The 19,875-nt window shown below is 66.7% G+C and carries 20 protein-coding genes; 13 read left to right on the forward strand and 7 right to left on the reverse strand.

From position 1 onward, the window contains the following. Positions 1 to 2: 2 nt before the first annotated feature. The gene (locus VVD47_RS20225; protein WP_327605335.1) at positions 3 to 1,169 is read left to right on the forward strand and encodes a DUF1501 domain-containing protein; all 1,167 of its coding nucleotides are present in this window, start codon (positions 3 to 5) and stop codon (positions 1,167 to 1,169) included. Positions 1,170 to 1,196: 27 nt separating this feature from the next. On the opposite strand, the gene VVD47_RS20230 is transcribed toward VVD47_RS20225, so the two are convergent. Continuing rightward, positions 1,197 to 2,561 carry a condensation domain-containing protein gene (locus tag VVD47_RS20230; RefSeq protein ID WP_327605336.1) on the reverse strand — a complete coding sequence of 455 codons (1,365 nt, stop codon included), beginning with the start codon at positions 2,559 to 2,561 and terminating at the stop codon, positions 1,197 to 1,199. 165 nt (positions 2,562 to 2,726) lie between these two features. Between VVD47_RS20230 and tsaB the strand changes: the two genes are divergently transcribed. The 5 genes from tsaB to recQ all read left to right on the forward strand — a co-directional run bounded on the left by tsaB (position 2,727) and on the right by recQ (position 8,124). Then, complete coding sequence (gene tsaB / locus VVD47_RS20235) at positions 2,727 to 3,410, forward strand: tRNA (adenosine(37)-N6)-threonylcarbamoyltransferase complex dimerization subunit type 1 TsaB (protein WP_327605337.1); 684 nt, start codon at positions 2,727 to 2,729, stop codon at positions 3,408 to 3,410. Further along, positions 3,407 to 3,901 (forward strand): ribosomal protein S18-alanine N-acetyltransferase, encoded by a 495-nt coding sequence (gene rimI, locus VVD47_RS20240; protein WP_327605338.1) that lies wholly within the window; start codon positions 3,407 to 3,409, stop codon positions 3,899 to 3,901. Before tsaB ends, rimI begins: the two co-directional genes overlap by 4 nt. Further along, positions 3,898 to 4,770, forward strand: coding sequence for a uracil-DNA glycosylase (locus VVD47_RS20245; RefSeq protein WP_443081003.1), 873 nt, complete (start codon positions 3,898 to 3,900; stop codon positions 4,768 to 4,770). The genes rimI and VVD47_RS20245 overlap by 4 nt, the downstream gene beginning before the upstream one ends. 215 nt (positions 4,771 to 4,985) lie before the next feature. After that, entirely contained in the window at positions 4,986 to 6,230 is a 1,245-nt protein-coding gene (locus VVD47_RS20250; RefSeq protein ID WP_327605339.1) for a threonine/serine ThrE exporter family protein, read from the forward strand. An 82-nt stretch (positions 6,231 to 6,312) separates the two neighbouring features. Next, positions 6,313 to 8,124, forward strand: coding sequence for a DNA helicase RecQ (gene recQ / locus VVD47_RS20255; protein ID WP_327605340.1), 1,812 nt, complete (start codon positions 6,313 to 6,315; stop codon positions 8,122 to 8,124). Between the two features lie 120 nt (positions 8,125 to 8,244). On the opposite strand, the gene VVD47_RS20260 is transcribed toward recQ, so the two are convergent. The 3 genes from VVD47_RS20260 to typA all read right to left on the reverse strand — a co-directional run bounded on the left by VVD47_RS20260 (position 8,245) and on the right by typA (position 12,962). Then, on the reverse strand, positions 8,245 to 9,318 hold the full coding sequence (locus VVD47_RS20260) for a pectate lyase (protein ID WP_327605341.1): 1,074 nt from the start codon (positions 9,316 to 9,318) through the stop codon (positions 8,245 to 8,247). A 266-nt stretch (positions 9,319 to 9,584) separates the two neighbouring features. Beyond that, complete coding sequence (locus tag VVD47_RS20265) at positions 9,585 to 10,709, reverse strand: pectate lyase (RefSeq protein ID WP_327605342.1); 1,125 nt, start codon at positions 10,707 to 10,709, stop codon at positions 9,585 to 9,587. Between the two features lie 438 nt (positions 10,710 to 11,147). Then, on the reverse strand, positions 11,148 to 12,962 hold the full coding sequence (typA, locus tag VVD47_RS20270; RefSeq protein WP_327605343.1) for a translational GTPase TypA: 1,815 nt from the start codon (positions 12,960 to 12,962) through the stop codon (positions 11,148 to 11,150). A gap of 119 nt (positions 12,963 to 13,081) precedes the next feature. Between typA and VVD47_RS20275 the strand changes: the two genes are divergently transcribed. Together VVD47_RS20275 and def are read left to right on the forward strand one after the other, a co-directional pair. After that, complete coding sequence (locus VVD47_RS20275) at positions 13,082 to 13,822, forward strand: S-methyl-5'-thioinosine phosphorylase (protein WP_327605344.1); 741 nt, start codon at positions 13,082 to 13,084, stop codon at positions 13,820 to 13,822. Beyond that, positions 13,819 to 14,355 carry a peptide deformylase gene (def, locus tag VVD47_RS20280; RefSeq protein ID WP_327605345.1) on the forward strand — a complete coding sequence of 179 codons (537 nt, stop codon included), beginning with the start codon at positions 13,819 to 13,821 and terminating at the stop codon, positions 14,353 to 14,355. Before VVD47_RS20275 ends, def begins: the two co-directional genes overlap by 4 nt. Before the next feature lie 64 nt (positions 14,356 to 14,419). Here the strand turns inward: def and nudB are convergent, their stop codons facing one another. Genes nudB through VVD47_RS20295 form a run of 3 tightly spaced genes read right to left on the reverse strand, consistent with a single transcriptional unit; the run spans position 14,420 to position 15,727 of the window. Then, positions 14,420 to 14,866, reverse strand: a complete 447-nt coding sequence (nudB, locus tag VVD47_RS20285; protein WP_327605346.1) for a dihydroneopterin triphosphate diphosphatase — start codon at positions 14,864 to 14,866, stop codon at positions 14,420 to 14,422. A 17-nt stretch (positions 14,867 to 14,883) separates the two neighbouring features. Then, positions 14,884 to 15,330 carry a barstar family protein gene (locus VVD47_RS20290; RefSeq protein ID WP_327605347.1) on the reverse strand — a complete coding sequence of 149 codons (447 nt, stop codon included), beginning with the start codon at positions 15,328 to 15,330 and terminating at the stop codon, positions 14,884 to 14,886. A 10-nt stretch (positions 15,331 to 15,340) separates the two neighbouring features. Beyond that, positions 15,341 to 15,727, reverse strand: a complete 387-nt coding sequence (locus VVD47_RS20295; RefSeq protein WP_327605348.1) for a ribonuclease domain-containing protein — start codon at positions 15,725 to 15,727, stop codon at positions 15,341 to 15,343. A gap of 351 nt (positions 15,728 to 16,078) precedes the next feature. Between VVD47_RS20295 and xseA the strand changes: the two genes are divergently transcribed. The 5 genes from xseA (at position 16,079) to VVD47_RS20320 (ending at position 19,867) form a co-directional block, all read left to right on the forward strand. Then, positions 16,079 to 17,497 carry an exodeoxyribonuclease VII large subunit gene (gene xseA, locus VVD47_RS20300; RefSeq protein WP_327605349.1) on the forward strand — a complete coding sequence of 473 codons (1,419 nt, stop codon included), beginning with the start codon at positions 16,079 to 16,081 and terminating at the stop codon, positions 17,495 to 17,497. A 121-nt stretch (positions 17,498 to 17,618) separates the two neighbouring features. Further along, a complete protein-coding gene (locus VVD47_RS20305) occupies positions 17,619 to 18,236 on the forward strand; it encodes a MotA/TolQ/ExbB proton channel family protein (protein WP_327605350.1) in 618 nt (205 codons plus the stop codon). A 12-nt stretch (positions 18,237 to 18,248) separates the two neighbouring features. Beyond that, entirely contained in the window at positions 18,249 to 18,668 is a 420-nt protein-coding gene (locus VVD47_RS20310) for an ExbD/TolR family protein (protein ID WP_327605351.1), read from the forward strand. A gap of 7 nt (positions 18,669 to 18,675) precedes the next feature. Then, positions 18,676 to 19,704: a tetraacyldisaccharide 4'-kinase gene (gene lpxK / locus VVD47_RS20315; protein WP_327605352.1), complete on the forward strand. Its 1,029-nt coding sequence runs from the start codon at positions 18,676 to 18,678 to the stop codon at positions 19,702 to 19,704. Continuing rightward, positions 19,685 to 19,867, forward strand: a complete 183-nt coding sequence (locus VVD47_RS20320) for a Trm112 family protein (RefSeq protein WP_327605353.1) — start codon at positions 19,685 to 19,687, stop codon at positions 19,865 to 19,867. The genes lpxK and VVD47_RS20320 overlap by 20 nt, the downstream gene beginning before the upstream one ends. Positions 19,868 to 19,875 lie beyond the last annotated feature (8 nt).

The following is a 19,875-nucleotide window of genomic DNA, read 5'->3' on the forward strand; positions in this document are numbered from 1 at the left end:
GCATGCAACGCCGTGATTTCCTGTCAGCCGCCCTGGGTGCCGGCGCCCTCAGCCTGCTGAGCCCGACCCTGGCCGTCGCGGCACCGGCCGCCGGCCGCTACCAGCGCCTGTTGATCCTCGTCGAGCTGAAAGGCGGCAACGACGGCCTGAACACCGTCGTCCCGCACGCCGACCCGGCCTACTACGCGCTTCGCCCGGAGATCGGCATCAAGCCGGAAGGCCTGATCGTGCTGGACGAGAAAAGCGCGCTGCACAAGTCGCTGGAGCCGCTGATGCCGCTGTGGGGCGGTGGCGAGATGGCGATCATGCAGGGCGTCGGCTATCCGCAGCCCAACCTGTCGCACTTCCGCTCCATCGAGATCTGGGACACCGCCTCGAAGAGCGACGAGTACCTGCAGCAGGGCTGGCTGACGCGGGTGTTCAAGCAGTACCCGGCGCCACAGGACTTCTCCGCCGATGCGCTGGTGGTCGGCTCCGCCGATCTCGGCCCGGTGGCCGGTGGTGCGCGCGCCATCGCGCTGCAGGACCCTGCGGCCTTCAACCGCAACGCGCGCCTCGCGCAGGCCATGCAGACACCGGGTGGTGGCGCGCTGGCCCACGTGCTGAAGGTGGAGCGTGACATCGCGCAGGCCGCCCGCAGCATCGGCAACAAGACGCCCACCACGCGTACCTTGAAGACCGTGTTCCCCGACAGCGGCTTCGGCCGCACCTGCAAGGCTGCCTGCGAAACCCTCGCCAGCGCACCGAACATCGCCGTCATGCGCCTGACGCTGGGCGGCTTCGACACCCACCAGAACCAGCTCGGTACCCACGCCAACCTGCTCAAGCAGTTCGCCGACGGCGTGGTGGCATTGCAGGCGGCGCTGACCGAGCTGGGCCGCTGGGACGACACGCTGATCCTCAGCTACTCCGAATTCGGCCGTCGTCCGAAGCAGAACCAGAGCGCCGGCACCGACCACGGCACCGTGGCACCGCATTTCGCCTTCGGCGGCGGCGTGCAGGGCGGCATGTACGGCCACACGCCTTCGCTTGCCGAACTCGACGACAGCGGCAACCTGAAGCACGTCATCGACTTCCATTCGGTTTACGCAACGGTGATGGAACGCTGGTGGGAGCTGCCGTCCGAGCCCTTGCTGGGCGCACGCTTCCAGCCGCTGGCCATCGTCTGAAAGAGGTGGCGGGCGCGGCTTGCCGCCTCAGGCAGGCCTTGCCGCAAGCAGATGTGCGAGCGCCAGCTCCGGCTGTCGCGCGAGACGGCCGAAGACGTCCAGGAAAGCGGGCAGCCAGTGCTGTGACGCCACTTCCTCCTGCTCCGCACCGACCCGCAGGATCAGGCCGATCTGCCCGTTCACCGAATGCAGCCAGATCTTGAGCACGTTGCGGGTGAAGCCGGTCAGCGGCATGGGCTGGAACCGTGCGCGGAACCGGCCCTCCGGATCGTCATCGACCAGCAGGTCGTCCGCGGGTGGAAAGACATTCACCAGGTAGACATCGAAAGGGTTGCCACCGGCCATGACCGGATGCGTGCGCAGATGCGTGTCCAGCAGTGACCAGGGAATGGCGCCGAAGCGCATCGTCGACAGGCTGCCCTGCTGGACATGGCGCAGGAACTGGGCGGCATGCGTGCCCTCGTCGATGTTCACGAACAACGGCACGTCGTTGGCCAGGAAGCCGACGATCTCGTCGCTGCCCGCGACGACGCGATTGGAAAACGGCATGCGCAGGCAAAGCTGGCGTTGCCCGAAGACGCGTGCCAACGCCAGGCAGGCCCCCGCCATCAGCACGTTGAACAGGCCGGCGCGACTGTCGCGCGCCAGTGCCGCCAGTGCATCGCTCAAAGCGGGGTGGAAGCGGTGGCGGATGGCCACGGAGTGACGCGGGGGCAGGGCGCGATGCTCGTGTCCCGGCGCGGAGGCATGCATCTGCCCGATGCCATGCACGACCTGGCCGGCCAAGGCATCGAACTTCGACCGGAAGTCGTCGGTGTCCGCCCAGGTGCGCTGGCTGCCGACGAAGTCGCGCAAGGTCCAGCGCGGCGCCGTGGCCCGCAGCGGGCGGTTGCGCGCCAGCGCCGCGTAGTCCTGCCAGATGCCGCGGATCAGCAGGCGCATCGACACGGCATCGGAGGCGATGTGCGGCATGCTGATCGCAAATACCGATGAGCCGTCCGCGAGATGCAGCAGCAGTCCTCTGAGCCAGTGCTCATCGCTGGCGCGGAAGGCACGGTTGCAGAAGCCGGACAGCGCCTCATCCACGGCGGCGTCGCCGGGCATGGCGTCCAGCAGTCGTGTGCTCAGCGTGGTGTTGGGGATGTCGGCGGGGCGGACGAGGCGCTGGAAAGCCGTCCCACCGGTCGGGACGAAGCGTGTCCGCACCCCTTCGTGCCGTGCCGCCGCGGCTTCCAGGCAATGCCGCAGCCACGCCTCGTCGATGCGGGCGTCGTATGCGATGGCGGCATTCACGTTGGACGACAGGCCGCTTTCGTCGAGCAGCCAGGGCAGGGCCCGCTCTTCCTGGAAGGAGAGCTGGGTGCAAACCGGGTGTGGGGTCAGCTTGAGCATGTCTCGTTCGTGGGCATGATGACGGCCCGGCCGGCAGGCCCGGGGATGAGCCGCGCATTCTGCGCGCATGCAATCCCCGGCGGCGCGCCGCTGGACGATCGTCGGCGGTGCCGGTGCAAGGTAGGCCGGGTGTCGGCACCCGCCGCGCGGTAAAATCGCCGGCCCATGCGCATCCTTGCCCTCGAAACCTCCTGTGAAGTCGGCTCCATCGCCCTGCTGGACGGCGAGCAGCTTCACGTCCGTTTGCTGGAAGGCAGCGGTGCCGGCCATTCCGCCAGCGTGATGCCGGCCCTGCGCGCCCTGCTGGGCGATACCGGCCTGCGTATCGCGGACTGCGACGTGGTGGCCTTCGGTGCCGGGCCGGGCGCCTTCACCGGCCTGCGACTGGCCTGTGGTGTGGCGCAGGGACTGGCGCTGGGTGCGGACATTCCGGTCGCGCCGGTGAGCAGCCTGCTGGCGCTGGCGACCGCGTCCGATGCGCCGCGCATCTACTGCGCGATGGATGCGCGCATGAACGAGGCCTACATCGCGGCGTACGAGCGCGTGGGCGGCGGGCTGATCGAACGCATCCTGCCGGTCTGCGTGCCGCCGGACCAGGCGCCGCTGCCGGAAGGCGAAGGCTGGCTGGGCGTCGGTACGGCGTTCCGTGCCTATCCGGCGCTGCAGGACAGGCTTGGCGACAGCGTGACGGTGGGCGATGCCGCCGCCGTACCGGGCGCCGCCCTGGTGGCGGAACTGGCCCGCGACCGTGCCCTGTGGATCGACCCGGCGCTGGCGGCGCCGCACTATGTGCGCGACAAGGTGGCGCAGACGGTGGCCGAGCGTCTGGCGCAAGGCGGCCGCGCATGAGCGGAGCCGCCGTGAATGCAGCGTGCGTCTGCGCGCCCATGCAGGAAGACGACCTGGACTGGGTGGTGCGCCTGGAGCATCACCTGCACGCCTCGCCGTGGTCGCGCGGACATTTCGTGGATTCGCTGCAGGCCGGGTACAGCTGCTGGGTTCTGCATAGCGACGGCGAACGTGTCGGCTACGCGGTGATGATGGCGGTGCTGGACGAGGCCCACCTGCTCAACATCTGCGTCGACCAGGCGCGCCAGCGTCAGGGCTGGGGTGCGCATCTGCTGGCGCATCTGTGCCAGGTGGCGCGTCGTGCCGGCGCCACCCAGATGTTCCTGGAGGTCCGGCCGTCCAACCTGCCGGCGCAGGCCTTGTACGCCCGTAGCGGTTTTGCGCAGATCGCGCGCCGCAAGGCTTACTACCCCGGCCATGCCGGCGTGGGCGGCCGCGAGGACGCCCTGGTCCTGCGGCGTGATCTGACCAGCCTGGAGATGGCACCGTGAGTGATCCGCACGATCCGAAACGTGCCCGGCTGCTGGCCGAGATGGGCATCAAGCCGCTGTGGCGCCTGCGCGATGGCGAGGCCGGCGACGGTGCTGCAACCGCGGTCGCCGTGGCCGATGCCGTCGTCGTGGATGCCCCGGCCGAGGTCGTTGCCACGCCCCTCGTTGCCACGCCCCGGGCTGTCGAACAGCCTGCCACCGTCAGGCCGCCGGCACCTGCGATGCCCGTGGCGCCACAGCGTCCGCCGGCGACGCCCGCGTCGGTGCCGGCGGTTGTCGCGCCGGCTGCGCATGCCGCTGCGGTCGCCAGCATGGACTGGGACACGCTGCGCCAGACGGTGCTCGACTGCCGCGCCTGCGGCCTGTGCAAGCAGCGCAAGCAGGCGGTGTTCGGCGTCGGCGACCAGCAGGCCGACTGGATGTTCGTCGGCGAAGGCCCGGGCGCGGAAGAGGACGAGCGCGGCGACCCGTTCGTGGGGCAGGCCGGCAAGCTGCTGGACAACATGCTGGCGGCCATCGACCTGAAGCGCGGCCAGGACGTCTACATCGCCAACGCGGTGAAGTGCAGGCCGCCCGGCAACCGCACGCCGGAGCCGCATGAAACCGCCGCCTGCCATCCTTACCTGGCGCGCCAGGTGGAGCTGCTGCAGCCCAGGCTCATCGTGGCGCTGGGGCGTCCGGCGGCACAGACGCTGCTGAACGAAGAGATCAAGATTTCCGCGGCACGCGGCAAGCGCTTCCAGTACATGGGCGTGCCGGTGGTGGTGACCTATCACCCGGCCTACCTGCTGCGCAACCTGACCGACAAGTCCAAGGCCTGGGAGGACCTGTGCTTCGCCCAGGACCTGATGGCCGAGCTGAAGGCCTAGTGGGCTTGTGAGAGCAGCGGGGGGGGGGGCAGCGCTTCTGCGGGGCTGGATGCGAATCTGAGCCAGCGCAAGCGCGCGGCCTGCCGGACTCATAGAATGTGCAACGGGAATGCTGCAATGCCGCGTCGGCTTCTTTCGCCGGTGCGTGCGGCGCGCCCATCAGCCAGTACATCCAACCAGACGATCTCCGCCGTTCGCTCAGCAGGCCGCCCACCATGACCCGCCCGGATGAACCCCGCATTGCGCTGCTGCAACTCGCCGCACGCCTGTTGCTGACCTACAACCTGCGTACCCATCAGTTGCGCGACCGGCTGCAGTCGCTGGCGCACAAGCTCGGGCTGTCGGTGCAGGTCAGCATCCTGTACCGCAGCATCAACATCTTCGTGGCCGATGGGCCGATCCTGCATGCGCAGACGGCCGAGCTACGCATCAACGTCGCCATCGCCTCGCGCGTGCTGTCGATACTTGACGACATCGAGGCGGACCACATCGACGTGGCCGAGGGCCTGCGCCGCCTGCAGGAAGCCGAGAGCACGGCCGAACGCCACCCGCGCTGGATACTCGCGCTCATCTTCGGGCTGGCGGCCTCCGCACTGGCCGCGCTGCTGTCGGCCGACATGGCCGGCATGGTCGTCACCGGCGTGTCGTCCGCCCTCGGCCTCCTGCTGCGGCAGGAGATGGGCAAGCGCCACATGATGCTGCTGTCCCTGCCTTTCTCGGCGGCCTTCGTCGGCTCGGTGCTGGGCGGCATCGTGATCCTGATGGAATGGACCAGCACGCCGGGTATCTGCCTCATCGTGCCGGCACTGATGCTGGTGCCCGGACCGCACCTCATCAACGGCCTGTACGACACGCTGGAAAACCACCTTCAGACCGGCATGGCCCGCCTGTTCCTGGCGCTGGGCATCCTGCTGGCGGCGGCGCTGGGCATCTTCCTGGGTGCCTGGCTGGTGCTCGGTGCCACGGTCGTGCCGCCCTGGCAGGGGCCCGCGCAACCGATCCCGCTGTGGATGGACGTGGTGCTGGCCGGCGTCGCGTCCTGTGGCTTCGGCGCGTTCTACAACGCGCCCTGGCGGGTGCTGTGGACGTCCATTGCGTGCGGCATGGTGGGGCATGGGGTTCGTTACCTCAGCCTGCTCGAAGGCATTTCCCTGCCGGTGTCGACGCTGTTCGCCTGCGTGGCCATCGGCGTCATGGCTGCGGTGATGAGCCGCCGCCTGCGCGTACCTTTTGCCGCCGTGGCGTTTGCCGGCGCCGTGCCGATGATGCCGGGCGTGCTGTTCTTCCAGTCCTTCGGCGGCGCGATGCAGATCGCCATGGCCGGGCCGGGCGCCCATCTGGCGCTGATCTCGCATACCGCCTCGGCCCTCCTGCATGCGTTGCTGGTGGTCGGTGCGATGGGGCTGGGGCTGCTGCTGGGTGCCGCACCGATAGGCCGGTTGCAGCGACTCAAGCGCTGAGCGTCGGCGACCGATGCGCTGAGCAAGCCCATCCGGCAGGCCGCGCTGTCACAATAGCGGCCGCATGGAAACAGATCAGCTCATGGACCAAGCCTCGTCGGCGCTGCACACGCTGCGCCACGTCTTCGGCTATTCCGCCTTCCGCGGGGAACAGGCCGCCATCGTCGACCAGGTGGTGCAGGGCGGTGACGCCCTCGTGCTGATGCCGACCGGTGGCGGCAAGTCGCTGTGCTACCAGATTCCCTCGCTGATCCGCGAAGGCTGCGGCATCGTGGTGTCGCCGCTCATCGCGTTGATGCAGGACCAGGTGCAGGCGCTGCGCCAGCTCGGCGTGCGCGCGGCCTTCCTCAACTCCTCGCTGGAGGCGGGTGAGGCGGCGGCGGTAGAGCGCGCCTTCATCGGCGACGAGCTGGACCTGCTCTACGTCGCGCCGGAGCGCCTGATGACCGGCCGCTTCCAGAACCTGCTGGACAACGCGCGGATCGGCCTTTTCGCCATCGACGAGGCGCACTGCGTGTCGCAGTGGGGCCACGACTTCCGGCCGGAGTACATCCAGCTCTCGGTGCTGCACGAGCGCTTCCCGAACATCCCGCGCATCGCGTTGACCGCGACGGCGGACGCGGCGACGCGGCAGGAGATCATCGAACGCCTGGCGCTGCATGACGCACGGGTATTCGTGTCCAGCTTCGACCGGCCGAACATCCGCTACAGCGTCGTGGAGAAGGACAACCCCCGCAAGCAGCTGCTGCGCTTCATCCGTGCCAATCACGAAGGCGACGCCGGCATCGTGTACTGCCTGTCGCGCAAGAAGGTGGAGGAGACGGCCGCCTGGCTGAAGAGCGAAGGCATCCGCGCACTGCCGTACCACGCGGGGCTGGATGCCTCGACGCGCGAGTCGCACCAGACGCAGTTCGTGCGTGGCGAAGGCATCGTGATGACCGCGACGGTCGCCTTCGGCATGGGCATCGACAAGCCGGACGTGCGCTTCGTCGCCCACCTGGACCTGCCGAAATCGCTGGAGGCCTACTACCAGGAGACCGGCCGCGCCGGCCGCGACGGCCTGCCGTCCAACGCCTGGATGGCCTATGGATTGCAGGACCTCGTGCTTCAGCGCGAGATGATCGAACAGTCGCAGGCGCCGGACGAGGTGAAGCGCGTCGAGCGCCGCAAGCTGGACGCCTTGCTCGGTTACTGCGAGGCGCCGGCCTGTCGCCGCCAGGTGCTGCTGCGCTACTTCGGCGAGGACAGCACGCCCTGCGGCAACTGCGACATGTGCCTGACGCCGCCGGAAACCTGGGATGCCAGCACCGCCGCGCAGCAGGCGCTTTCCACCATCTACCGCAGTGGTCAGCGCTACGGCGCGGGGCACCTGGTCGACATCCTGCTCGGCCGCGCCACCGCCAAGGTGACCGAGCGCGGGCACCAGCAACTCAGCACCTTCGGCATCGGCAAGTCGGTGAGCGAGACGCAGTGGAGCACCTTGCTGCGCCAGCTGGTCGCACAGGGCATGGTGGGCATCAACGAGCACGGCGGCCTGCTGCTGCAGGACTCTTGCCGACCGGTGTTGCGTGGTGAAGCGGTGTTCACCGCACGCAAGGTGCGCGAGAGCGCACCGAGCAGCGCGACCACGGTGCGCAAGCAGATCGAGTTCGAATCCGACGAAGCGCGCGCGCTATGGGCGGCGCTGCGCCAGTGCCGCCGTCGCCTGGCGGAGGAGCAGAACGTGCCGGCCTACATCATCTTCGGCGACGCCACGCTGCAGCAGATGCTGGAGAAGCGCCCGATGAGCCTGGAGGCGATGTACGAGCTGTCCGGCGTCGGCGACCGCAAGCTGGATGCCTACGGCATGGCCTTCCTGGAGGTGTTGCAGGACCACGCCCGCCGTTACGGCTGAACCCGCCGGCACAATCCGTCTCGCATCACAACCGCGGCACCAAGAAAAAAGCCGACGCCCGGGGCGTCGGCTTGATCATTGCAGGCCGGGGGTCAGCCGGCCTGTGCTGCGAGGTTTTGCTTAGAACGCGGTGACGTCGGACTTGCTGACGTTGCAGTTCGTGGTGTTCCAGAACTCGCCGTACTTCTCGGTCGAGCCCGAACCCTTGACGATACCCTTCCACTCCACGCAAACCTTCGGGCTGCCCGACTTGTAACCCTTGATCTTCAGGTTACGGATGGTGGCCTTGTCACCGTAGTTACGGTTCAGACCCACCACGTCGCCGACCGAGCCTTCGATGGTCACGTTGTTGATGCTGACGTTACGCGGGCCGCCGTTATTCGAGCAGTCACCGCACGAACGCCACAGCTTGCCGTTGCTGCCCTTCACGGTGAAGTTCTCGATGACGGTCGTGCTGTTCTTCGAGTTGTGCTGGAAGACCTTGTCGTCAGCGTTGTTCGAGGAACCGCCCGAGATCGTCAGCGTGCCGCCTTCGGTCAGGTTGGATGCAGCGTCTTCACACACGTCTTCCCACACCACGTTTTCCAGACGGCAGTTGCCGCTCTTGCAGTGGATACCGTCAGCAGCATTCTTGTTGACCACCAGGTTCTTCACCGTGGCGTTGTTCAGGGTCAGAACGGCCGACTGGCTCTCCGAACCACCCGAGCACGACGTGCCCAGCGTCTTGCCACCGCAATCCACCGTGGTGTTGCTGATGGTTGCACCGGCCACGCAGGAGCCGCTACCGGACGAGCTGCCGCCCGACGAGCTGGAGCTCGAGGAGGACGAGGAGCTGCTGGAGCTGGAGGAAGAAGACGAGCTGCTCGACGAAGAGCTGGAGCTCGACGACGAAGAGGACGACGAGCTGCTGGAGCTGGAGGACGACGACGAGGTCGTACCAGCGTAGGAACACCAGGCCGAAGCGGCGAAGCTGTTGCTCGGGAAGTTGCTGCTGGAGCAGGCGACGCTATTGGTGAAGGTGCCGTAGACGAAGCTGCCGGACTTGCCCAGGGCGACCGAGCGGGTGCCGCTGAACGAGCAGGTGGCGCCGGTGTTCTGCGCGCACTTGGTGTAGCCGCTGGGGTAGTCGGTAGCGGCATGCGAAGAGAACGCCATGGCAGCTAGCAGGCCGCCGACGAGAAGCTTGAACTTCATGAGTGCTGTCTCCTAATTGGATGTTTGTTATGCCAACGCGGAATTCTCTTGAAGCCGACCTTGCTTCCTGCTTCAGGCCCCGCTTTTAACGCTGGCAGTTCGAAGCGTGGACGAACTAACTCACATGGTCAATTTGCATTGCGACACAAATCATTGAAAACGTGATGAATGTCGGATTCGCGGAGTTGTGACGCAAACAGGTTTTGCACAAGAAAATGGCCGGCGCAGGGCCGGCCATTTTCAGCTTGCGATGAAGCGTCGCGTTATCAGAGCGCGCTCACGTCCGTCTTGCTCACGTCGCAGTACTGGGTGCCCCAGAACTCGCCGTACTTCTCGGTCGAGCCTTCCCCCTTCGGGATGCCCTTCCACTCTTCGCAAACCTTCGGGCTGCCGGACTTGTAGTCCTTGATCTTCATGTTGCGGATCGTGGCCTTGTCGCCGTAGTTGCGGTTCACACCGATGATCGAACCGACCTTGGCATTCACCGTCACGTTGTTGAAGCTGAAGTAGCGCGGGCCACCGTTGTCCGTGCAGTCACCACACGAGCGGGCCAGCTTGCCGTGCTCGCCCAGCGCGGTGAAGTCGCTGACGTTGATGGTGGTGTTACGGCCGTTGTTCTGGAAGATCTTGTCCGGCTTGCCACCCACGCCGCTGCTCGCGGAGTTGAAGGCGGAGCCGCCCTTGATGTTCATGGTGACACCACGCATGGCGTTGCCGATCGAGGCAGCGTCTTCGCAGATGTCTTCCCACACCACGTTCTCCAGGTTGCAGGTACCACCCGTGCAGTGGATGCCGTCCGAGCCGCCAGTGGCGGAGATGCGCACGTTCTTCACGGTGGCGTTGTTCAGCGTCAGCACCGGCGGCTGGCTTTCGTCGTCACCCTTGCAGGACAGGCCGATCGTCTTGCCACCGCAATCCACCGTGGTGTTGCTGATGGTCGCGCCCGCCACGCAAGCGCCGCTGCCGCTCGACGAACCGCCGGAGCTGGACGACGAGCTGCTGGAGGAGCTGGAGCTCGACGAGGACGACGAGCTGGAACTGGATGAAGAAGAGCTGGAGGACGAGCTCGACGACGAAGAGGAGCTGGACGAGGAGGAGGACGAAGACGAAGAAGAGCTGGAGCTCGACGTCGTGCCGGCGTAGGAGCACCAGGCGGAAGAGGCAAAGCTGTTGCTCGGGAAGTTCGAGCTCTTGCAGGCCACGCTGGTGGTGAAGGTGCCATAAACGAAGCTGCCGGCCTTGCCCAGTGCGACGGAGCGCGTGCCGCTGAACGAGCAGGTGGCGCCGGTGTTCTGGGCGCACTTGGTGTAACCGCTGGGGTAGTCGGTAGCGGCGTGCGCACCGAACGCCATCGCGGCCAGCAGGCCGCCGACGAGAAGCTTGAACTTCATGACTTGTTGTCTCCTGTTGGAAGTCTTATAGCCAGCAGACAAGGCTGCAACGCCGGGTACCTCCCAGGCCCCGGCATGCCTGCTGACAGTTCGAAGCATGGACGAACTAAACTGGCACGGCAATTTGCACTGCGACAAAACGTGCAGAAATTCGCGAAAAAATGGTTTATGGTGTTTTCGTGGATTGGGGTGTCGGTCGTTCAGATTCTCTGAACCCGGCCCCGTGTCTGGCTTCACGGGTGTTGGGGAGCCTTCTGGGTACGCCGGTGATTGCCACCCGCATTGCCTGAATTGTTGCTTCCCATCGCGTCGCATACGGCTGTTTGTACGACATAGAAACAAACAACGCGAAAAGCAACGGGGCCCCGTGGAATGGTCCACGGGGCCCCGTTTGCCGGATTTCCGGCGCCGCGATAGAGCGGGGCCGGAGGGCGCTGATTACTCTTCCGTCTTCGCTGCGCGCTTGCGTTCGTGCTCCTTCAGGTAGCGCTTGCGCAGGCGGATCGACTTCGGCGTGATTTCGACGAGTTCGTCATCTGCGATGAATTCGATGGCGGACTCCAGCGTCAGCTGGATCGGCGGTACCAGGCGCACGGCTTCGTCGGTACCCGAGGCGCGCACGTTGGTGAGCTGCTTGCCCTTGATCGGGTTCACCACCAGATCGTTGTCGCGGCTGTGGATGCCGATGATCATGCCTTCGTACAGCGGGTCGTTGTGGCTCACGAACATGCGGCCACGATCCTGCAGGTTCCACAGCGCGTAGGCCACGGCGGCCCCATCGTTCTGCGAGATCAGCACACCGTTGCGACGCTCCGACATCTGGCCGGCCATGGGGCCGTAGTCGTCGAACACGTGGCTGGCGAGGCCGGTGCCGCGCGTCAGCGTCAGGAACTCACCCTGAAAGCCGATCAGGCCGCGAGCCGGGATGCGGTATTCCAGGCGGGTACGGCCCTTGCCATCCGACTGCATGTCCTGCAGCTCGCCACGGCGACGGCCCAGTTCTTCCATGACGCCGCCCTGGTGGTCTTCTTCGACGTCGACGGTGAGCATTTCGTACGGCTCGCACTTCACGCCGTCGATGTCCTTGAACACCACGCGCGGGCGACCGACCGCCAGCTCGTAGCCTTCACGACGCATGTTCTCCAGCAGGATGGTGAGGTGCAGTTCGCCGCGACCCGATACTTCGAACACGTCGGAGTCGTCGGTGTAGACCACGCGCAGCGCGACGTTCTTCAGCAGTTCCTTCTCCAGGCGCTCACGGATCTGGCGGCTGGTCACGAACTTGCCTTCACGGCCGGCCAGCGGTGAGGAGTTCACCACGAAGTTCATGGTCAGCGTCGGTTCATCGACGGCGATCGGCTTCATGCCTTCGAGTTTTTCCGGGTCGCAGATCGTGACCCCGATGTTCACCTGATCGATACCCGCCACCAGCACGATGTCGCCGGCTTCCGCCGACTCGGCCTGCGAGCGCTCCAGGCCCTTGAAGGTCAGCACCTGGCTGACCTTGGCCTTGCCGCGGTTCTCGTCGCCGTACATGACGATGACTTCCTGGTTCGGGCGGATGCGGCCGCGCTTGATGCGGCCGATGCCGAGCTGGCCGATGTAGGTGGAGTAGTCCAGCGAGCAGACCTGCAGTTGCAGCGGGCCTTCGGAATCCACGTCCGGTTGCGGCACGTGCTTCAGGATCGCCTCGTACAGCGGCTTCATGTCGGTGCCCGGCTTGTCGGCTTCCAGCATGGCGAAGCCGTTCAGCGCGGAGGCATACACGACCGGGAAATCGAGCTGCTCTTCGGTGGCGCCGAGTTTGTCGAACAGGTCGAAGGTGTGGTTGATCACCCAGTCCGGGCGCGAGCCGGGGCGGTCGATCTTGTTGATGACCACGATCGGCTTCAGGCCCATGGCCAGCGCCTTGCGGGTCACGAAGCGGGTTTGCGGCATCGGGCCTTCGACGGCGTCGACCAGCAGCAGCACGCCGTCGACCATCGACAGCACGCGCTCGACTTCACCGCCGAAGTCGGCGTGTCCGGGGGTGTCGATGATGTTGATGTGGGTGTCGCCATACTGGATGGCGCAGTTCTTCGCCAGGATCGTGATGCCACGCTCCTTTTCCAGATCGTTGCTGTCCATCACGCGCTCGGTCACCTGCTGGTGCGCGGCGAAGGTACCGGATTGGCGAAGCAGCTGGTCGACCAGCGTGGTCTTGCCATGGTCGACGTGCGCGATGATGGCGATGTTGCGGATGGAACGGCTCATGGGGGCGGGGCTCAAGTCTTTGAAAAAGCCCGCGATTCTAGCATGCAAGCGTGGCAAACCCTAGCGGCTGTAAGCCCCGTGCTACCATCGTTTCACCGATTTTTTCAGCCTTCAACAGCATGCTTGCAATCATTGGCGGTAGTGGCCTGTCCGAACTCTCCAACCTCGACGTGCAACATCGCCAGGTGGTGCGCACGCCTTACGGCGATCCGTCGGGGCCCTTGCTGTTCGGTCACGTCGGCAGCCAGCAGACGGTGTTCCTGGCGCGCCACGGCTATGGCCACACGATCCCGCCGCACATGGTGAATTACCGCGCCAACATCTGGGCGCTGAAGCAGGCAGGGGCGGAAGCCATCGTGTCGGTGGCCTCCGTCGGGGGCATCCGCGCCGACCTGGCGCCGGGCGTACTGGCGATTCCGGACCAGATCGTCGACTACACCTGGGGCCGCAAGAACACTTTCTTCGAAGGTGGCGACACGCCGGTGCGCCACATCGACTTCACCACGCCGTATGACCAGCCCCTGCGCGCCCGCCTGCTGACGGCCGCCGCCGAAGCCGGCCTGCTGGTGAAGGATGGCGCTGTTTACGGCGCGACGCAGGGCCCCCGGCTGGAAACCGCCGCCGAGATCAACCGCTACGAAAGTGACGGTGTGCACATGGTGGGCATGACCGGCATGCCTGAAGCCGTGCTGGCGCGCGAGCTCGACATGCCTTACGCCGCCATTGCGGTGGTCGCCAACTGGGCGGCGGGGCGTGGGGACAGTGCGCAGGGCGTGGCCATCGACAAGTTCGGTGCCGTGCTCAACGTTGCGATGGGGCAGGTGCGCCAGATCCTTCAGCACCTGGCCGAGGCGGAATGATTCGCGAAGTCCTCCGCATGGGCGACGCGCGCCTGTTACGGCGCGCGCAGGAGGTCGATCCTGCGGAGTTCGGTGGTGCGATGTTGCGCGAGCTGATCGCCGACATGTTCGACACCATGCATGCCACGGGCGGGGTCGGCCTTGCGGCGCCGCAGATCGGCGTCGACCTGCGGGTGGTGATTTTCGGGTTCGAGCGCAGCGAGCGCTACCCGGACGCCGCCGCCGTGCCGCGCACGGTGATCGTCAATCCGGTGCTGACGCCCTTGTCCGACGACATGGAAGAGGGCTGGGAGGGCTGCCTGTCGGTGCCTGGCCTGCGCGGCGTAGTGCCGCGCCACACCAGTCTGCGCTACACGGGTTTCGATCCGGACGGGGGGGCGATCGACCGCGTGGCAGAAGGCTTCCACGCCCGCGTGGTGCAGCACGAGTGCGATCACCTCGACGGTATCCTCTACCCGATGCGCATACGCGATTTTTCGCGTTTCGGTTTTACCGACGTGCTGTTTCCCGGTCAGGCGATCAACGACGACTGAGAACAACGACCAAGAACGACGACTGAGAGCCGTCAGGCGGGATGGCCCTGGCGTCTGCCCCGCATCAGATGGTCGGATCGCGCTGCGCCAGCATCGCGATGGCATCCCGGTTGGTCCACGAGAAGCAGCGGTCGGCGGCGTCCTGCCAGGACAGCCAGCACTGGTCACGGTGCTCGTCCTGCGCCAGTTGCACCGGCGCAGCCTCCGGCACGCACAGGCTGAACACGTGTTCGACATTGTGGGTCACGCCGGGGGCATAGCGGTGGCGCCACAACTGCAGGATCTCGAAGCGGTTGGCGAGTCGCCAGTCCTGCAGCGCAGCGGGATCGGCCTCGATGCCGGTCTCCTCGAACAGTTCGCGCCTTGCCGTTTCCCGCGGCAGCTCGCCGGCTTCCAGGCTGCCGGTCACGGACTGCCAGTAGCCGGGGTGGCGGGCACGCTCCAGCAAGAGGATCTGCAGGGCAGGCGTATGCACCAGCACCAGCACCGACTCCGGCGTCTTGTAATCCACGGCAGGGCGATCAGGAATCAATCGAGCGGCAGCGCAGGCAACTCGTCGCCATCGGGCAGCAGCACCCAGAACGGCGTCGAGGCCTCACGCCAGCTTTCGCTGGCGTCGCGCAGCACGTCCACCAGGGTGTCATAGGCTTCGCGGTCCTGCGCGCGCAGGGGGCCGAGCTGGGTGAGGATCAGCACGTAGCCGTCGGCCTCGTTCCAGGACATGTCGCTCAGGCAGTCGGCCAGTGCGTCCCAGTTGTGGCCGTACCAGTCCGGGAACTGCAGTGCGCGGCCGAGCAGGGCCTGGGTGCTCGCTGCGTCGGTGGCGTGGATGAGGTCGATGCGCTGCACGACGTAGTGCAGGCTTGCGGCGACTCTGAAGGCCTCGTGTGCCGCTTCGTCGTCGCCACGATAGACACCCGCGCGGGCGGTGTCGGAGAGCAGGGTGCGCAGTCGCTCGCGAGGGGCTTGGCTCATGTCGTGACCTTCATTGCACCACGCGCTTGAAGCTGCGGTAGTGGTCGGCGGTGTAGTAATACTCACCGGGTTGGCCGGCAACGATGCGGCGTGCGCCGCGATCGCGCTCGCCGGGAGTGGGGACGGTGTATTCGCGGTAGTAGCCACGGGCTTGCTGGGGCAAGCGGCGCTCGCGGTTCTGGAAGACGGTGCCGTCCTTGCGGTAAGGAAAAGGCCCGCCGCGTTCGATCAGCCCCAGCGTCTCGCGGGCTTCGGGGGGCAAGGTCTGGCGCTGCTGGGTCGCAAGGCCGCCGGGCAGGTCGCGTGCAAGGCCGGGCAATGCCGAGCCTGCAAACATCAGGACGAAGATCAGCGCGAGGATGCGTGCAGGTTTGCAGCGGAGCAGGGCGGTCAACATGGCAGCGCAGGCGTTGGCGAGGCGGCAGTGTAGCAGCGCGGTGGGGCGGCGGATCCCCGCGCTCGGGGTGCCGGGATGCGACGCCGGAGGGCTGCGCACAGGTCGTCGCGAAGGCTTATCAACAATCCACAAAATCTGTGGACAACTTTGTGGGTAGCTTCTGGACGCAGATGCTAAGTGGCCTCCCCACAAGGGTTTTTTGCAGATTGGTGAAAAAAGTGGCTGCCCTATATCTACATATAAAACAACGACTTGGGAAAATTCGCTGCTGTCAACACGCTAGATCAAGCGCTTACGTGCCGACCCGTCCCGTCGCCAGGGCGGGATGTGGATTCGGCTAGAATCCGCGCCATGTCCGCGCCCGTTTACAAGCCAGATACTGTCAGTCCGGCCGTCCTGTCCGTGTCGGATTTGCTCCGACAGACCCGTGGTTTGCTGGAGTCCTCGCTGCCGCTGGGCTGGGTGGCGGGTGAGCTCTCCAACCTGGTGCGTGCGGCGTCCGGCCACGTCTATTTCACCCTGAAGGATCCGGGGGCGCAGATCCGCTGCGCGATGTGGCGGAACCGTGCCCAGTTGTTGCCCTTCCGCCTGGAAGAGGGCATGCAGGTCGAGGTTCGCGCCCAGATCACCCTGTATGAAGCCCGCGGCGATCTCCAGCTATCGGTGGAGTCGGTGCGCCGCGCCGGGCTGGGCAACCTGTATGAAGCCTTCCTGCGGCTGAAGGCGAAGCTGGAGTCCGAAGGCCTGTTCGCGATCGAGCGCAAGCGCGCGTTGCCGGAGCGTCCGGCGGGCGTCGGCATCGTCACGTCCTTGCAGGCGGCAGCCTTGCGCGATGTCCTGGCCACGCTGAAGCGCCGTGCGCCGCACATGGCGGTGTGCATCTATCCCACGCCGGTGCAGGGGGACGCGGCCGGCGCGGCGATCGCCGCCGCGATCACCGCAGCCGGTTCGCGGGCCCGCGCGGACGGGGTGCAGGTGCTCATCGTGTGTCGTGGCGGTGGCAGCCTGGAAGACCTGTGGGCCTTCAATGACGAGCAGGTGGTGCGGGCCGTGCACGCCTGCCCGCTGCCTGTGGTCAGTGGCGTGGGCCATGAAACCGACATCACCCTGTGCGACTTTGCCGCCGACCAGCGGGCGGCCACGCCGACTGCCGCGGCGGAAGCGGTGAGTGCCGGCTGGGTCGAATTGAGGAGTCATCTCCCCGCATGGCAGCCCGTGCTGCAGCGGGCCATGCAACGTCGTCTCGCCACGGCGTCGCAACGGCTGGACCTGTTGCAGCGGCGTCTGTTGCATCCGCGTGATCGACTGGGGCGGGCCGCTCAGCGCCTCGCCGACCTGGAGCGTCGTCTGCAGCAATCGACCGCGGGCAATCTGGCGAAGGCGCGGACACGGCACGCAGTGCTGGCCACCCGCCTGCTGGCGGCGCAGCCGCGGCCGCAGGTGCTGCGCGAGCGCCTGCAGTGGCGGGCAGGGCAGCTGACGCAGGCGATGCAGCGTCGCGTGGCGCTGGCGCAACTGCATGTTGCCGGGCAGGCCGCCCGTCTGCAGGCCTTGAACCCGGAGGCGGTACTGCAGCGGGGCTACGCCATCGTGCGTGACGCGCAGGGCCGTGTCCTCAAGCAGGCAGCGGCCGTGTCGCCGGGTACAGCGCTGGACGTCCGCCTGGCCGATGGCGCGTTGCAGGTAGAGGTGCGGGCAATCCATGAGCAGGCGTCCGGGCAGGAGCAGGCGCGCGGCGAGCACATGCGCGGGGAACGCGACGCAGGCTGAGCGATCGGCTGGCCGCCGGGTGCGGTGACTGATACGCGGTTGCCGGCTGGCGGCAAGGCTTGCCCGCGCTGCACGCAAACGGCTACAGTTCCGCGCTGATCAAGTTTGGAGGGTGCCCCCCGTGCTGGACATCATTCGCGCCGCTGGCTGGCCGATCATTCCCCTGCTGTTTGCTTCCGTCATCGCGCTGGCGCTCATCATCGAGCGCTTCATCTCCCTGCGTCGCGCCAACATCGTGCCGGCCGGGCTGCTCGACAAGGTGATCGGTGATCTGCGGCAAGGCGGTGTCAGCGAGGAATTCATCCAGCGCGTGTATGCGCATTCGCCCCTGGGCCAGGTGCTGGCCGCCGGCCTGCGCAACGTGCGTGCGCCGCGCGACATCATGAAGGAGTCCATCGAGGAGTCCGGCCGCGCGGTCGCGCATGACCTCGAACGCTTCCTCACCACCCTGGGCACGATCGCCGCGGTGGCGCCGCTGATGGGCCTGTTCGGCACCGTGGTCGGCATGATCGAGATCTTCGCCGCGGCCAATCCGAGCTCCGGTGGTACCGATCCGCAACAGCTCGCGCACGGTATTTCCATCGCCCTGTACAACACCGGCTTCGGCCTGCTGATCGCCATCCCGGCGCTGATCGCGCACCGCCATTTCCGCGCCCTGGTCGACAGCATCGTGATTGACATGGAGCAGCAGGCGATCAAGCTGGTGGAAGTGATCCACGGCGAGCGTCGCGCCAAGTAAGCAGGGGCCGCCATGGACTTCCGCAAGGGCCGTTCGCGCGAGGAGCTGGAGATCAACCTGATCCCGCTCATTGACGTGTTGCTGGTGATCATCATCTTCCTGATGCTGACCACCACCTATTCCCGCTTTTCCGGCCTGGAGATCAACCTGCCGACCTCGGAGTCACCGGCCGCGCCGGAAGTGCCCAACGAGATCGACGTCGCGGTGACCGCGACCGGCGACGTGCTGGTGAACCGCCGGCCGGTGGGAGCCCGCGAGATCGCCGCCATCGCCGATGCGCTGCGCCGTGCTGCGCCGGAAGGCACCAAGCCGCCGGTGGTGGTCATCAGCGCAGATGCCAAGGCCACCCACCAGAGCGTCATCGACGTGATGCAGGCCGCGCAACGCGCGGGTCTTTCCTCGGTGACCTTCGCCACCCAGGCCGGCAAGTAAGCAGCGCATGGCGCGACAGGCTCCCGCCTGGTGGCAGTCGCGCGGGGCGGTCGCGTGCCTGTGGCTGCCGGTGTCGGCGTTGTTCTTCGTTGTCGCCACGCTGCGTCGCCTGGCTTATCGCGTCGGCATCTTCCGCGCATGGCGCCTGCCGGTGCCGGTCATCGTGGTCGGCAACATCGCCGTGGGTGGCAGCGGCAAGACCCCGGTCGTCATCTGGCTGGTGCAGGCGCTGCGACGGCGTGGCCTGCGGCCGGCCATCCTGTCGCGTGGATATGGCGGATCAGCCGCGAAGACGCCACGCGCCGTCATGCCGGACAGCGACCCGGGCGAGGTCGGCGACGAACCCGTGTTGCTGGCGCGCCGCGCGCAATGCCCGGTCTTCGTGTCGCCCGACCGCGTCGCCGGTGGCCGCGCGCTGCTGAAACGGCATCCCGACGTGGACGTCGTGATTACCGACGACGGCCTGCAGCACTACCGCCTGCAGCGCGATGTCGAGATCATCGTGCTGGACCCGGCCACGCTGGGCAATCGCTGGCTGCTGCCTGCCGGACCCCTGCGTGAGCCGCTGTCCCGCGCGGGCGAAGCGCAACTCCTGTTGTGGCACGGCCGGCCGGATGCCACGGTGACGCAGGCGCTGAGAGCCCGGCACGGCACGCCGGACATCCAGCCGATGCGCCTGCAGCCCGGCGATTTCTACCGGCTGGATGCGCCGCATGAGCGCCGCGATGCCGCCAGCCTGCAAGGCCTGCGCCTGCGCGCCGTGGCCGGCATCGGCCAGCCGCAGCGCTTCTTCGACACCCTGCGCGCGCTCGGCCTGGAGCCGGCACGGACGGATGCCTTTCCCGATCACCATGCCTATGTGGCAGCCGATCTCGACCTGCAAGCTTGTGATGTCCTGCTGATGACCGAGAAGGATGCGATAAAATGCGCCGGTTTGGCGCCGCCCCCGACCTGGGTGTTGCCGGTGGAGGCGCTGATCGCCGATGCCGCGCTGGCGCCTGTCCTGGAGCGTGTGCATGGATCCCAAACTGCTTGAAATCCTGGTGTGTCCCGTCTGCAAGGGGCCGCTGGAACACCGTCGGGCCGAGCACGAACTCGTCTGCAAGCCCTGTCGCCTGGCTTATCCGATCCGCGACGACATTCCGGTGATGCTGGCCGACGAAGCGCGCGAGCTGGCGGCCGAAGACGTGCAGCGCTGAGCGCTGCC

It is taken from the genome of Uliginosibacterium sp. H1 (assembly GCF_036017065.1).
GTDB lineage: Bacteria > Pseudomonadota > Gammaproteobacteria > Burkholderiales > Rhodocyclaceae > Uliginosibacterium.

What these genes read in the sequence shown, in the direction of transcription:
- VVD47_RS20225 (WP_327605335.1), top strand. Translation starts at nt 3, where the DNA reads ATGCAACGCCGTGATTTCCTGTCAGCCGCCCTGGGTGCCGGCGCCCTC.
- VVD47_RS20230 (WP_327605336.1), bottom strand. Translation starts at nt 2,561, where the DNA reads ATGCTCAAGCTGACCCCACACCCGGTTTGCACCCAGCTCTCCTTCCAG.
- tsaB (WP_327605337.1), top strand. Translation starts at nt 2,727, where the DNA reads ATGCGCATCCTTGCCCTCGAAACCTCCTGTGAAGTCGGCTCCATCGCC.
- rimI (WP_327605338.1), top strand. Translation starts at nt 3,407, where the DNA reads ATGAGCGGAGCCGCCGTGAATGCAGCGTGCGTCTGCGCGCCCATGCAG.
- VVD47_RS20250 (WP_327605339.1), top strand. Translation starts at nt 4,986, where the DNA reads ATGACCCGCCCGGATGAACCCCGCATTGCGCTGCTGCAACTCGCCGCA.
- recQ (WP_327605340.1), top strand. Translation starts at nt 6,313, where the DNA reads ATGGACCAAGCCTCGTCGGCGCTGCACACGCTGCGCCACGTCTTCGGC.
- VVD47_RS20260 (WP_327605341.1), bottom strand. Translation starts at nt 9,318, where the DNA reads ATGAAGTTCAAGCTTCTCGTCGGCGGCCTGCTAGCTGCCATGGCGTTC.
- VVD47_RS20265 (WP_327605342.1), bottom strand. Translation starts at nt 10,709, where the DNA reads ATGAAGTTCAAGCTTCTCGTCGGCGGCCTGCTGGCCGCGATGGCGTTC.
- typA (WP_327605343.1), bottom strand. Translation starts at nt 12,962, where the DNA reads ATGAGCCGTTCCATCCGCAACATCGCCATCATCGCGCACGTCGACCAT.
- VVD47_RS20275 (WP_327605344.1), top strand. Translation starts at nt 13,082, where the DNA reads ATGCTTGCAATCATTGGCGGTAGTGGCCTGTCCGAACTCTCCAACCTC.
- def (WP_327605345.1), top strand. Translation starts at nt 13,819, where the DNA reads ATGATTCGCGAAGTCCTCCGCATGGGCGACGCGCGCCTGTTACGGCGC.
- VVD47_RS20290 (WP_327605347.1), bottom strand. Translation starts at nt 15,330, where the DNA reads ATGAGCCAAGCCCCTCGCGAGCGACTGCGCACCCTGCTCTCCGACACC.
- VVD47_RS20295 (WP_327605348.1), bottom strand. Translation starts at nt 15,727, where the DNA reads ATGTTGACCGCCCTGCTCCGCTGCAAACCTGCACGCATCCTCGCGCTG.
- xseA (WP_327605349.1), top strand. Translation starts at nt 16,079, where the DNA reads ATGTCCGCGCCCGTTTACAAGCCAGATACTGTCAGTCCGGCCGTCCTG.
- VVD47_RS20310 (WP_327605351.1), top strand. Translation starts at nt 18,249, where the DNA reads ATGGACTTCCGCAAGGGCCGTTCGCGCGAGGAGCTGGAGATCAACCTG.
- lpxK (WP_327605352.1), top strand. Translation starts at nt 18,676, where the DNA reads ATGGCGCGACAGGCTCCCGCCTGGTGGCAGTCGCGCGGGGCGGTCGCG.
- VVD47_RS20320 (WP_327605353.1), top strand. Translation starts at nt 19,685, where the DNA reads ATGGATCCCAAACTGCTTGAAATCCTGGTGTGTCCCGTCTGCAAGGGG.